Origin of the sequence: Streptomyces sp. TLI_053, assembly GCF_900105395.1 — a bacterium.
Lineage (GTDB): Bacteria > Actinomycetota > Actinomycetes > Streptomycetales > Streptomycetaceae > Kitasatospora.
On the sequence record NZ_LT629775.1, the window covers coordinates 6,233,933 to 6,247,110 of the forward strand.

The window sequence follows — 13,178 nt, forward strand, 5'->3', positions numbered from 1 at the left end:
CGCACGAGACGTGAGCAACATCCCCGAGACCGGCCGAACCCGGCGGGTGACGATCCGTCTGGTGGTGCTGCAGATCCTGGTGGTCTCGCTGCTCGCCACCCTCGGCGGACGGCTCTGGTACCTGCAGATCCGCAACGCCAGCGTCTACACCGCCAAGGCGACCGGCAACCACATCCGCGAGGTCGTCGAACCGGCCGTCCGCGGAGAGATCCTGGACGCCTCCGGCCGCATCCTCGCCGGCAACGAGACCAAACTCGTCGTCTCGGTCAGCCGCACCTCGCTGCTCCAGCAGAAGGACGCCGGCAAGGCGGTGCTGACCCGGCTCGCCGAGGTGCTCGGGATGCCCGCCAAGGACGTCCAGGAGAAGGTCCGGCTCTGCGACGCCAAGACGCAGCAGCCCTGCTGGAACGGTTCTCCTTACCAGCCGATCCCGGTCACCAAGGAGGCGACCACCCAGCAGGCGATGCAGATAATGGAACGCCGCGAGGACTTCCCCGGGATCACCGCCCAGCCCACCGCCGTGCGCCACTACACCGGCGCCGAGGGCGCCAACCTCGCCCAGGTGCTCGGCTACCTCTCGCCGGTCACCGACGACGAGGTCTCCAAGACCGCCGACAAGGCCGGCCTCGACCGCTACCTGCCGGCCGACCAGATCGGCCGGGCCGGCCTGGAGTCCGTCTACGACCGCGACCTGCGCGGCACCGCCGGCATCACCAAGCTCGAGGTGGACAACCTCGGCCGGGTCATCGGCACCGCCGACCAGGCCGCCCCGCAGACCGGCAACAACCTGGTGACCAGCATCGACGCCAAGGTGCAGAAGGTCGTCGAGGACAACCTGGCGCAGGCCATGGGCGACGCCCGCAAGACCTTCGACAAGGTCACCAACCGCAACTACGAGGCCGACTCCGGCGCCGCCGTCGTGATGGACGTGCACACCGGGCGGATCGTCGCGATGGCCAGCGCCCCCACCTACGACCCCAACCTGTGGCAGGGCGGCATCAGCGGCAAGGACTACCAGGCGCTGACCAGCAAGGAGTCCAACTTCCCGCTGCTCAACCGGGCCATACAGGGTCAGTCCGCCCCCGGCTCGACCTTCAAGGTCATCTCCACCACCGCCGCCGTCCAGGCCGGCTACTCGCTCGACGGCCGCTACGACTGCCCGAAGGCCATGACCATCGGCGGCCGCGAGTTCAAGAACTTCGAGAGCGAGAGCTTCGGGGCGATCTCCCTGGAGCGCGCGCTGGAGGTCTCCTGCGACACCGTCTTCTACGGCCTGGCGTACGACCAGTGGATGAAGGACGGCGGCATCAAGCCGAAGAAGGACCCGGGCGACTGGTTCTTCAAGACCGCCCACCAGTTCGGCCTCGGCGCCAAGACCGGCATCGACCTGCCCAGCGAGGTCCCCGGCCGGGTCCCCGACCGGCAGTGGAAGCAGTCCTTCTACGACAACAACAAGGACGCCTGGTGCAAGCAGGCGGAGAAGGGCGGCAACACCTTCTCCGACCAGATCGCCCGGGAGAACTGCGTCGACGGCTACCAGATGCGCGCCGGTGACGCCGTCAACTTCGCGATCGGCCAGGGCGACACCCTGGTCACCCCGGTCCAGATGGCCCGGATCTACTCGGCGCTCGCCAACGGCGGCACCTTCTACCGGCCCACGGTCGCCAAGGCCGTGATAAGCCCGGGCGGGGATCTCGTCCGCGAGATCGCCCCGCACGAGGACGGCCGGCTGCCCGGCGACCAGAAGCTGCTCGGCTACATCGACCAGGCCACCGCGGGCGTCATCACCAGCGGCACCGCCGCCTGGAAGTTCACCGGCGCGGGCTGGCCCCAGGGCAAGATCGAGCTGCACGCCAAGACCGGCACCGCCGAGGTCGAGGGCAAGCAGACCACCTCGTGGCTGACCACCTACAGCCGCGACTACGCGGTCGTGATGACGATAAGCCAGGGCGGCACCGGCTCCGGCGGCTCCGGCGACGCGATCCGGCGGATCTACCAGTCCCTGTACGGCGTCGACGACAAGGGCAACATCGACCAGGGCAAGGCGCTGCTGCCCAAGCCGCAGGCCGAGCTGCCGAAGTTCAACCCGGACGGCACCGCGATCATCAAGCCGGTGTCCTTCGCCACCGGGGCCGGCGACCCCGGGGTGGCCGGCGGCTCGCCGCGGGTCTTCCTGGACCCGGACCGCTCCGGCGGCACCCCGGTGCCCGTGGCCGCCGCGGTCGCGGCCGCCGTCGAACCCACCCGCTCCAGCACCGGAAGGGGCCGGGCATGACCTCCTACGGTTCCTACCGCCAGCTCCGGCTCGCCCCGCAGCGCGGCGGGGTGCCCAAGGCGCTGGCCAAGGACTCCCCGCTGTGGCGGATCGACTGGATACTGCTGCTGGCCGCGGCCGTGCTGTCACTGGGCAGCTCGCTGCTGGTCTGGTCGGCCACCCGGGGACGCGACTCCCTCACCCACGGCGACCCGCAGTACTTCCTGTTCCGGCACCTGACCAACGTCATGGTCGGGGCGGTGCTGTGCGCGGTGGTGATAACGATAGGGAGCCGGCGGTTCCGCACCGTGGTGCCCTTCCTGTACGCCGGTGTGATCCTGCTGCTGGTGGCCACCCTGAGCCCGCTCGGCTCGACCATCAACGGCCAGCACTCCTGGATCCAGCTGGGCGGCGGCTTCTCCGTGCAGCCGGCCGAGTTCGCCAAGCTCGCGATCGTGCTGTCCATGGCCCTGGTGATGTCCGACCAGGTGGACGCCGGCGAGCGCGAGTTCCCGGCGAACAAGGCGGTGTTCCGGGCGCTGGTCTGGGCCACCCTGCCGATGGCGATCGTGATGCTGATGCCGGACGCCGGCTCGGTGATGGTGATGGCCGTCATCGTGCTGGGCATCCTGCTCGCCTCCGGCGCGGCCAACCGCTGGGTGTTCGGACTGATCCTGGCCGGCGTCGGCGGCTGCGTCGCGATCTGGAAGCTCGGCGTGCTGAGCAAGTACCAGATCGACCGCTTCGCGGCCTTCGCCAACCCGGCGCTCGACCCGTCCGGCGTCGGCTACAACACCGCCCAGGCCCGGATCGCGATCGGCTCCGGCGGACTGACCGGCAAGGGCCTGTTCCACGGCACCCAGACCACCGGCCAGTTCGTGCCGGAGCAGCAGACCGACTTCGTCTTCACGGTCGCCGGGGAGGAGCTGGGCTTCCTCGGGGCGATGGCGATCATCGTGCTGCTGGGCGTGGTGCTCTGGCGGGGCTGCCGGATCGCCCGCCAGGCCACCGACCTGTACGGCACCATCGTGGCGGCCGGGGTGGTCGCCTGGTTCGCCTTCCAGGGCTTCGAGAACATAGGGATGTGCCTGGGCATCATGCCGGTGGCCGGCATCCCGCTGCCGTTCGTCTCCTACGGAGGATCGTCGATGTTCTCCACCTGGGTGGCGATCGGACTGCTCCAGGCGGTGCAGAGTCAACGGCCGATAGCGGCCTGAGCGGTCGCGCGCACGGCGGAGGGCCGGTCCGGGGACCCCCGGACCGGCCCTCCGCCGTGTCGAGCGGTGTCGGGCGGTGTCGAGCCGTGGCTACGGCAGCAGCAGGTCGGCGGCGGCGAGCACCGCCCGGGACTGGTGGGCCACCTGGGTCCCGACCGGGACCCACCGGGTGCCGAGGCGCTGCAGACCCTCCAGACTCGCCGCGGCCACCCCCCGCGCCCGTGCCCGGGCCGCGTCCGCCGCCGGACCGCCGCTGTCCGCGAGCAGCCGCAGCAGCATCGCGGCGATCCGCAGCGGCAGCCGCTCGGCGACGATCCGGGCCGTGGTCACCCGGGACACCGACAGCGCGGCCGCCGACCAGTTCGCCAGCCAGTCCTCCACCACCGGCGGGCAGACCGCCAGATTGAACTCGACCGAGCGCAGCAGCGGCCCGTACGCCACCCCCGCGTGCGTCGGCACCTGCGGCAGCAGGGCGGTCAGCTCCGCCGCCCTGGACCGCAGCCGGTCCGCGCAGGCCGCCATGGTGGCGGCCACGTCCGGGGCCGGACGGTGGTCGCCGACCGCGTCGACCGCCCACATCGGGACCTCCAGCACGGCCGTGGTCCCGCCGTGGCGCCCCGCGTACGCCCAGGTGGACAGCTCGGGGCGGTCCGGCAGCGGCTGCCGGCTCCGGCCCGGCGGCGGCATCAGATAGGTGCCGGGGGCCGGGCTGGCCCAGCCGAGCGCGTCGTAGGAGTCGACGTCCAGCGGGATGCCGCCGCGGGCCGCCGAACGGGCGAAGCGCCCGGCCAGGGCCGGCAGCGGCCGGGTGAGCTGCACGAAGGCGCCGCCGAAGTCCACGCCGTGCAGCGAGCACTGGAGCACCGGCCGCAGCTCGTCGATCAGCCCGGTCAGCACCCGGCTCTCCGGCATCGCGGTGAGCGGACCGTCCGGGTGCGGCAGCAGCTCGGGCTGCTCGTGGAAGGCCGGCCGGAAGAAGTGCTCGTAGTGCCGGGCCGCGGTGAGCGGCCCGTTCAGCCAGCCCTCGTTCAGCGCGGCGCCGTCCGGGTCCAGACAGAGCAGGACGTGCCAGCCGACCCCGGGGCGGGGCGGCTGCGCCAGCGCCTCCTCGGCCAGCCGGAGGGCGGCGGCCAGGCCGACCGGCTCGTTCGGGTGCGGGCCGCCGACCACCAGGACGGTGTGCTCGCCGTCGTCCACCGAGAGCAGCACCAGCGGGCGTCCGGCGCGGGAACGGCCCACCTCGCGCACCCGGCAGCGGCCGGGGTGGCGGCGGGCCAGCCCGCGGGCCGCGGCGATCGCCCGGGCCACGGTCGGGTAGCTCTCGGTCTCGTTGCACGGGCTGTCGATCCGGCGCGTCCGCCGGCCCGTGTCGGTCATGGCTCTCCTGTCCTCGGGGGCGGGCGGGTCGGCGCGGTCGGGGGCCTGGGCCGGGAGTCCGGCGCGGCGTCGCGCCGGGCCGCCCGGCACGGCCGGTGCGCGCGCGGCCAACTCCCTTGTCCCGGGGGCGCACAGGACCTTCCGGTGGAGCCTTGCCAGTACCGCACGCGGCCTCGGAGCGTGTCAACAGTCGCCGGGGCCCCGCGGTGGGGCCGCGTTCACGTGCCGGGACCTGTCCGTACACCCCTCGGCACGGACGGTCGCGCCGCCCGCGGCCGGTCCCGGGGCGACCGCGCCCGGGCCCGGCGAACACGGCGGTTCGGCTACCCTTGAGGGTCACCCCTCCCAGCCGTCGCCGTGCCGAGCGCGGCGGTTCCGAACGTCGTAAGGGTTCCTGGTACTCATGACTGTCGAATCGGTCTTCCCACGCCTGGAGGCTCTCCTCCCGCACGTCCAGAAGCCGATCCAGTACGTCGGCGGCGAGCTCAACTCGACCGTCAAGGACTGGGACGCCTGCGACGTCCGCTGGGCGCTCATGTACCCCGACGCTTACGAGGTGGGCCTGCCCAACCAGGGCGTCATGATCCTCTACGAGGTGCTCAACGAGCAGGAGGGCGTCCTCGCCGAGCGCACCTACAGCGTGTGGCCGGACCTCGAGGCGCTGATGCGCGAGCACGGCGTGCCCCAGTTCACCGTGGACGCCCACCGGCCGGTCAAGGCGTTCGACGTGTTCGGGCTCTCCTTCTCCACCGAGCTCGGCTACACCAACATGATGGCCGCGCTCGAACTGGCCGGCATCCCGCTGGAGGCCCGCGACCGCACCGAGGACGACCCGGTGGTGCTGGCCGGCGGTCACGCCGCGTTCAACCCCGAGCCGATCGCGGACTTCATCGACTGCGCGGTGATCGGTGACGGCGAGCAGGCCGTGCTCGACATCACCAGGATCGTCCGGGAGTGGAAGGCCGGGGGCCGCCCGGGCGGCCGCGACGAGCTGCTGCTGCGGCTGGCCCGCACCGGCGGCGTGTACGTGCCGCGGTTCTACGACGTCGAGTACCTGCCGGACGGCCGGATCGGCCGGGTCGTGCCCAACGCCCCCGGCGTGCCGTGGCGGGTCTCCAAGCACACCGTGATGGACCTCGACGAGTGGCCCTACCCCAAGCAGCCGCTCGTCCCGCTCGCGGAGACCGTGCACGAGCGGATGTCCGTGGAGATCTTCCGCGGCTGCACCCGCGGCTGCCGCTTCTGCCAGGCCGGCATGATCACGCGCCCCGTGCGGGAGCGAAGCATCACCGGCATCGGCGAGATGGTGGAGCGCGGGCTCAAGGCCACCGGCTTCGAGGAGGTCGGCCTGCTGTCGCTGTCCTCCGCCGACCACACCGAGATCGCGGACGTCGCCAAGGGCCTGGCCGACCGCTACGCCGAGGACAAGATCGGCCTCTCCCTGCCGTCCACCCGCGTGGACGCCTTCAACATCGACCTCGCCAACGAGCTCAGCCGCAACGGCCGCCGCTCCGGCCTCACCTTCGCCCCCGAGGGCGGCAGCGAGCGGATGCGCAAGGTGATCAACAAGATGGTGTCGGAGGAGGACCTCATCCGCACCGTCGCCACCGCGTACGGCAACGGCTGGCGCCAGGTGAAGCTGTACTTCATGTGCGGCCTGCCCACCGAGACCGACGAGGACGTGCTCCAGATCGGCGAGATGGCGAAGAACGTCATCCAGAAGGGCCGCGAGGTCACCGGCCAGAACGACATCCGCTGCACCGTCTCCATCGGCGGTTTCGTGCCCAAGCCGCACACCCCGTTCCAGTGGGCCCCGCAGCTGTCCGCCGAGGCCACCGACGCCCGCCTGGCCAAGCTGCGCGACTCGATCCGCGGCGACCGCAAGTACGGCAAGAACATCGGCTACCGCTACCACGACGGCAAGCCCGGCATCGTCGAGGGCCTGCTCTCGCGCGGCGACCGCCGGGTCGGCGCGGTCATCCGGGCGGTCTACGAGGACGGCGGCCGCTTCGACGGCTGGCGCGAGCACTTCTCCTACGACCGCTGGATGGCCTCCGCCGAGAAGGGCCTGGCCGGCACCGGCGTTGACGTCGACTGGTACACCACCCGCGAGCGCGGCTACGAGGAGGTCCTGCCCTGGGACCACCTGGACAGCGGCCTCGACAAGGACTGGCTCTGGGAGGACTGGCAGGACGCCCTGGAGGAGGTCGAGGTCGACGACTGCCGCTGGACCCCGTGCTTCGACTGCGGCGTGTGCCCCCAGATGCAGACGAGCATCCAGATCGGCCCCACCGGCAAGAAGATGCTCCCGCTCACCGTGGTGAACAAGTAGCGGCATGTCCCAGAACGCCCCCGTCGGATCCGTCCGGCGGGGGCTTCCGGCGTTCGGTGAGGGCGGGCGCGGAGCGAGGGGTGGGTGGGGGCGCGTACCCTTTGAGGTGAAAGAGTCCGGACAGTGGCGGGAAATCGCCGCCGCCGCGGACGGGGACCACTGACGAAGGACTGAGCGACCCTGGCACGCCGTACGCCCGACGGTCCGCCGCCCGCGCCGACGGTGCAGCGGATCCGTCTCCGCTACACCAAGCGCGGCCGGCTCCGCTTCACCAGCCACCGCGACTTCCAGCGCGCCTTCGAGCGCGCCCTGCGCCGGTCGGCGGTGCCGATGGCCTACTCGGCCGGCTTCACCCCGCACCCCAAGGTGTCCTACGCCAATGCCGCGCCGACCGGTGTGGCCAGCGAGGCGGAGTACCTGGAGATCGGCCTCGCGGCCCACCGGGACCCGGAGGCGCTGCGCGTCCAACTGGACGAGTCGCTGCCCGAGGGACTGGACGTGATCGACGCGGTCGAGGTGCGGACGCCCAACTTCGTGGAGCGCCTGGAGGCCTCCGAGTGGCGGGTGCGGCTCGACGGTGTCGAGCCGCAGGAGGCGGCCCGCGCGGTCGCCCTCTTCGTCGCCGAGGAGCGGGTCGAGGTCGAACGCCTCACCAAGAACGGTCTGCGGGTCTTCGACGCGCGCGGGGCGGTGGCGGCTCTTGAGCTCCTCCCGTCGCAGGTCGACGGCGGTGCGGACACGGCGGGCGAGGAGACCCGCGATGTTCGGACCGGGCGTCCCTGTGCGATACTGCGCCTGGTAGTACGACACGCCACACCCGCCGTACGACCCGACGACGTGTTGTCCGGTCTCCGTGCGACGGCCGACCTGGCGCCGCCGGTCCCCGCAGAGGTGACCAGGCTGGCGCAGGGGCCGCTCGACGAGGGGACCGGCACGGTGACCGACCCGTTGGCGCTCGACCGCGCCGCGGCCCAGGCCGGCCCTCTGGCGGCCGGCGAGCCGCGCGCAACCGCGTCCGCCTAGCGGGCGGAGGCCGGGTCCAGTTCCCCACTGGGCCCGCTGGTCCTCCAGGCCCCCGCTGCTCCCCAGGGGAGCGAGCGTCGTCGAAGCACAGGCCGGCCTCTTGCGGCCCGCCGACCCCGATGGTCGGTGGGCCCGAGGACCCCGTCCGGGAGCCACCCGGGGTTGGGGGACGGCGCAGCTTGGGAAAACCTCAGAAGACTGGTCAGACCAGAAGACTTTCGACACCCCGCCGAGGGCGGGGCGCCGAGCGAGACTACGAGCCCCTGTGCGGCCTCGCGTCCGCGCGGCGGCACCGTGAGAGGGTCCGGGCCGAGCATCGTCGTGATGCCGGCCGGCCACCGGTGCCGTGGCGTGGCCGGATGCGGAGCCCGGGGGCCTGACGGGAGATCCACCCGCATGCTCGATAACACCGATCCGCAGCAGCCTGCGGCAACGGAACCGAACGACACCGCCGCGACCGGCGGCGACAGCGCGTCCGCCGCGCCGCCGCGCCGGCGCCGCCGCGCCGTGTCCCGCCCGGCCGGAGCGCCGCAGGGCGCCGCCGCCGAGACCGCCGAGACGGTCGTCCCGGCCGAGGCCGAGGTCACCCGGCCGGTCGAGGCGCCGGTCGCCGAGGCCGCCGCCGCCGAGCCGGCGGCGGAGAAGCCGGTCCGGGCCCGCCGTACCCGCAAGCGGGCCGAGGCGCCCGCCGGAGCGCCCGAGGCCTCCTCGATCGTGGTCACCGCGCCGGAGGCCGAGCCGGCCCCGGTCGTCGCCGCGAAGGCGGAGAAGGCCCCCAGGGCGTCCAAGGCCGAGAAGGCCGAGAAGACGGAGACGGAGCCGGCGGAGAAGCCCGTGCGCGCCCGCCGGACCCGCAAGAAGGCCGAGCCCGAGGCCGCCGCCGTGGTCGAGGCGCCCGTCGCCGCGGCCGAGCCGGTGGTCGCCGAGGCCCCCGCCGTCGTGGAGGAGCCGGCCGCCCCGGCCCGTCGTCCGCGCCGCCGCCGGGTGGTCGAGGCCGCCCCCGTGGTGGTCGAGGAGCCGGTGGCCGAGGAGGCCGAGGAGCCGGTCGCCGAGGAGCCCGCCGTCGAGGAGGCCCCGGTCGAGGAGCCGGTCGCCCCGGCGCCGGTCGTCGAGGCCGCCGAGCCGCCGCAGCGGGTCCGCCGCCGCGCGGTCCGCCCGTCCACCGCGATCTTCCAGGCCCCGGTCTTCCAGGAGCCCGCCCCCTTCGTCGCCCCGACCGCTCCGGCGGCCGCGGCGGCACCCGCGGCCCAGTCCGCCCCCGCCGCCGCCCAGTCCGCCCCCGCCGCCGCGCAGCCGGCCGCCGTCGAGGCGGAGTCCGCCCCGGCCGCGCCGCAGCGCGAGGAGGAGGAGTTCGAGTACAGCGGTGTCGGCCGCCGCCGTCGCGTCCGCACCTCGGTGCGGGTGCAGACCCCGGCCCGGGGCAAGCGCGGCGCCGCCGCGGAGCGGGCGGCCGAGGCCCCCGCCGCCAAGGCCCAGGCCCCCGCCGCCAAGGCTCCGGCCGCCGTCAAGGCCCCCGTCGTGGCCGAGGCGCCCGCCGCCGCGGAGGCCCCCGCCGTCGCCGCCCCCGCCACCGGCCCCGAGGCCGAGGACGAGTGGGAGGACGGCCGTCCGTCGCGCCGTCGCCGCCGGGGCGGCCGCCGCCGCCGTCGCGGTGAGGCCGAGGAGGGCGAGGCCGAGGCCCCCGAGACCGAGCAGCCCGCCGTCGAGGAGCCGGCCGTCGCGGCCGCCGACGAGGACGACGAGGACGACGACGACCTGGCCGCCGGCCTGTCCTCCTCGCGCCGTCGCCGTCGCCGTCGCCGCCGCAGCGGTGAGGCCGGTGCCGTCGAGGTGGCCGAGACCACCGAGGACGGCGTCCGCACGGTGGTGAAGGTGCGCGAGCCGCGCCGCCGTTCCACCGAGCCGTCCTTCGACCCGGACGAGGTGCAGTCCATCAAGGGCTCCACCCGCCTGGAGGCCAAGAAGCAGCGCCGCCGCGAGGGCCGCGAGCTGGGCCGCCGCCGGGTGCCGATCATCACCGAGGCCGAGTTCCTGGCCCGCCGCGAGTCGGTCGAGCGCGTCATGGTGGTGCGCCAGAACGGCCAGCGCACCCAGATCGGCGTCCTCGAGGACGGCGTGCTCGTCGAGCACTACGTCAACAAGGAGCAGGCCACCTCGTACGTCGGCAACGTCTACCTGGGCAAGGTCCAGAACGTGCTGCCGTCGATGGAGGCCGCGTTCGTCGACATCGGCAAGGGCCGCAACGCGGTCCTGTACGCCGGTGAGGTCAACTTCGGCGCGCTGGGCGGCCACGGCGGCCCGCGCCGGATCGAGTCGGTGCTGAAGTCCGGCCAGTCCGTGCTGGTCCAGGTCTCCAAGGACCCGATCGGCCACAAGGGTGCCCGTCTGACCAGCCAGATCTCGCTGCCCGGCCGCTACCTGGTCTACGTGCCCGAGGGCTCGATGACCGGCATCTCCCGCAAGCTGCCGGAGAACGAGCGCGCGCGTCTGAAGCAGATCCTCAAGAAGATCGTCCCGGACGACGCGGGCGTCATCGTGCGCACCGCCGCCGAGGGCGCCTCCGAGGAGGAGCTGACCCGCGACGTCCAGCGCCTCCAGCAGCAGTGGGAGGACATCCGGAAGAAGGCCGCGACCGGCAACGCCCCGGCGCTGCTGTACGGCGAGCCGGACATGACCGTCCGGGTCGTCCGCGACATCTTCAACGAGGACTTCACCAAGGTCATCGTCTCCGGCACCGAGGCGTGGAGCACCATCCACGACTACGTCTCCAACGTGGCCCCGGACCTCGCCGGGCGGCTCCAGCGGTGGACCTCCGAGGTGGACGTCTTCGCCACCTACCGGATCGACGAGCAGCTGATGAAGGCGCTGGACCGCAAGGTCTGGCTGCCCAGCGGCGGCTCGCTGGTGATCGACCGGACCGAGGCGATGATCGTCGTCGACGTCAACACCGGGAAGTTCGTCGGCCAGGGCGGCAACCTGGAGGAGACGGTCACCCGGAACAACATCGAGGCGGCCGAGGAGATCGTGCGCCAGCTGCGGCTGCGCGACCTCGGCGGCATCATCGTGATCGACTTCATCGACATGGTCCTGGAGTCCAACCGCGACCTGGTGCTGCGCCGTCTGCTGGAGTGCCTGGGCCGGGACCGGACCAAGCACCAGGTGGCGGAGGTCACCTCGCTGGGCCTGGTCCAGATGACCCGCAAGCGGGTCGGCCAGGGTCTGCTGGAGTCCTTCTCCGAGCCCTGCGTGCACTGCAACGGCCGCGGTGTGATCGTGCACATGGAGCAGCCGAGCGTCCACTCCCACAGCCACACCGGTGGCGGCGCGGCCGCCGTCGAGGCGGGTGCGGGCGGCGGCAAGCGCCGGCGCCGGGGCAAGGGCGGTGCCGGTGGCGAGGACTCGCAGGCGGTCGAGGCCGCTTCGGTCGAGGAGTCCGCCGAGTCCGCCGAGGACTTCGAGATCGTCGAGATCGTCGAGTCCGTGCCGGTCCGCGAGGAGATCGAGGGCCAGCTGGCGATCGACGTTCCGGTCGAGGTCGAGGCCGAGGCCGAGGCAGTGGCCGAGCCGGTCGTGGCCGAGCAGGCCGCCGCCGAGCCGGTCGCCGCGGCCCCGGTGGAGGCTCCGGCCGCCGCCCCCGCCGGACGGCCCCGCCGTCGGGCGGTCCGCAAGGCGACGGCTCCGGCCGGTGCGCCGGGCGGGGCGGAGATCGTGGTGCTGCAGGCCAAGGCCGAGGCGGCCCTGGAGTCGGCCCTGGCGGCCGTCTCCCCGGCGGCCCAGGCCCCGGCGGAGCAGACCCCGGCCGAGGAGCCGCAGGCCGAGCCGGCCGCGGTCGAGGAGGCACCGGCGGAAGCGGTGGCCGAGCCGGCCGCCGTCGAGGCCCCGGAGGCCGCCGAGGCCGCCGGGACCGAGGCCGGTCCGGACGCGACCGAGGAGCCCGCCGAGGAGGCGCCGGCCCCGAAGAAGCGGGCGGCCCGCAAGACCGCCGCCAAGAAGACCACCGCCGCCGCCAAGAAGACGACGACGGCGGCGAAGAAGACCACCGCCCGCAAGACCGCCACCAAGCGGACGAGCGCGGCGGCCAAGAAGGCGGCGGCCGCCGAGGGTGATACGGCGGCCGAGTAGGGCCCGGTCCCGGGCGGAGACCCTCCGCCCGGGACCCGTACGGGCCGGTTTGCCCCAGCGGCGACCGGCCCGTATTCTTGACCACTGGCGTGTCTACGCCTTGCTCCCGAGCACATCACCTCCCGGTCCTCGCAAGAGGACGACTCCCCGCGAGGGGGGACGGGGGAGGCCCCTGTGTCCGTACCCAGGTGGCTGGCATCGAGAGTTCCGACCGAGTTGGGAAAGTAGGTACCGCATGTACGCGATCGTTCGCGCAGGCGGCCGCCAGCACAAGGTCGCCGTCGGCGACGTGCTGGAGATCGACCGTATCGAGGCCAAGCCGGGTGACTCGGTGGAGCTCTCCACCATCCTGGTCGTCGACGGTGAGGCCGTCACCTCCGACCCGTGGGTGCTGGCCGGCGTGAAGGCTCACGCCGAGGTGGTCGACCAGACCAAGGGCGACAAGATCGTCATCCTGCGCTACAAGAACAAGACCGGCTACCGCCGCCGTCAGGGTCACCGCCAGCAGCACACCGCGGTGCGCATCACCAGCATCGACTCGGTCAGCAAGTAAGGGGATAGCGAAAAATGGCACACAAGAAGGGCGCAAGCTCTACTCGTAACGGCCGTGACTCGAACGCCCAGCGCCTCGGCGTGAAGCGCTTCGGCGGCCAGGTCGTCTCCGCCGGCGAGATCATCGTCCGCCAGCGCGGCACCCACTTCCACCCGGGTGCCGGTGTCGGCCGCGGTGGCGACGACACCCTGTTCGCGCTGACCGCCGGTGCCGTGCAGTTCGGCACCCGCCGCGGCCGCAAGGTCGTCAACATCGTGGCCGTCGAGGCCTGAGTCACACCAGACTCACAATGAAGGGTGG

The 13,178-nt window shown here is 73.1% G+C and carries 8 protein-coding genes; 7 read left to right on the plus strand and 1 reads right to left on the minus strand.

The window, feature by feature from the left end; genetic code table 11:
- Positions 1-10: 10 nt before the first annotated feature.
- A complete protein-coding gene (gene mrdA, locus BLU95_RS25760) occupies positions 11-2,275 on the plus strand; it encodes a penicillin-binding protein 2 (RefSeq protein WP_093862064.1) in 2,265 nt (754 codons plus the stop codon).
- A complete protein-coding gene (rodA, locus tag BLU95_RS25765) occupies positions 2,272-3,471 on the plus strand; it encodes a rod shape-determining protein RodA (RefSeq protein ID WP_093862065.1) in 1,200 nt (399 codons plus the stop codon). Before mrdA ends, rodA begins: the two co-directional genes overlap by 4 nt.
- A gap of 90 nt (positions 3,472-3,561) precedes the next feature.
- On the opposite strand, the gene BLU95_RS45230 is transcribed toward rodA, so the two are convergent.
- Positions 3,562-4,848 carry a M14 family zinc carboxypeptidase gene (locus tag BLU95_RS45230; protein WP_093862066.1) on the minus strand — a complete coding sequence of 429 codons (1,287 nt, stop codon included), beginning with the start codon at positions 4,846-4,848 and terminating at the stop codon, positions 3,562-3,564.
- Between the two features lie 403 nt (positions 4,849-5,251).
- Between BLU95_RS45230 and BLU95_RS25775 the strand changes: the two genes are divergently transcribed.
- The 5 genes from BLU95_RS25775 to rpmA all read left to right on the plus strand — a co-directional run bounded on the left by BLU95_RS25775 (position 5,252) and on the right by rpmA (position 13,150).
- A complete protein-coding gene (locus tag BLU95_RS25775; protein WP_093862067.1) occupies positions 5,252-7,180 on the plus strand; it encodes a TIGR03960 family B12-binding radical SAM protein in 1,929 nt (642 codons plus the stop codon).
- 222 nt (positions 7,181-7,402) lie between these two features.
- Complete coding sequence (locus BLU95_RS25780) at positions 7,403-8,203, plus strand: TIGR03936 family radical SAM-associated protein (protein WP_093862068.1); 801 nt, start codon at positions 7,403-7,405, stop codon at positions 8,201-8,203.
- Positions 8,204-8,599: 396 nt separating this feature from the next.
- The gene (locus tag BLU95_RS25785) at positions 8,600-12,325 is read left to right on the plus strand and encodes an Rne/Rng family ribonuclease (RefSeq protein WP_093862069.1); all 3,726 of its coding nucleotides are present in this window, start codon (positions 8,600-8,602) and stop codon (positions 12,323-12,325) included.
- 235 nt (positions 12,326-12,560) lie between these two features.
- A complete protein-coding gene (gene rplU, locus BLU95_RS25790) occupies positions 12,561-12,878 on the plus strand; it encodes a 50S ribosomal protein L21 (protein ID WP_030397424.1) in 318 nt (105 codons plus the stop codon).
- A 14-nt stretch (positions 12,879-12,892) separates the two neighbouring features.
- Positions 12,893-13,150 carry a 50S ribosomal protein L27 gene (gene rpmA / locus BLU95_RS25795; RefSeq protein ID WP_030397425.1) on the plus strand — a complete coding sequence of 86 codons (258 nt, stop codon included), beginning with the start codon at positions 12,893-12,895 and terminating at the stop codon, positions 13,148-13,150.
- The last annotated feature ends 28 nt before the right edge of the window (positions 13,151-13,178 follow it).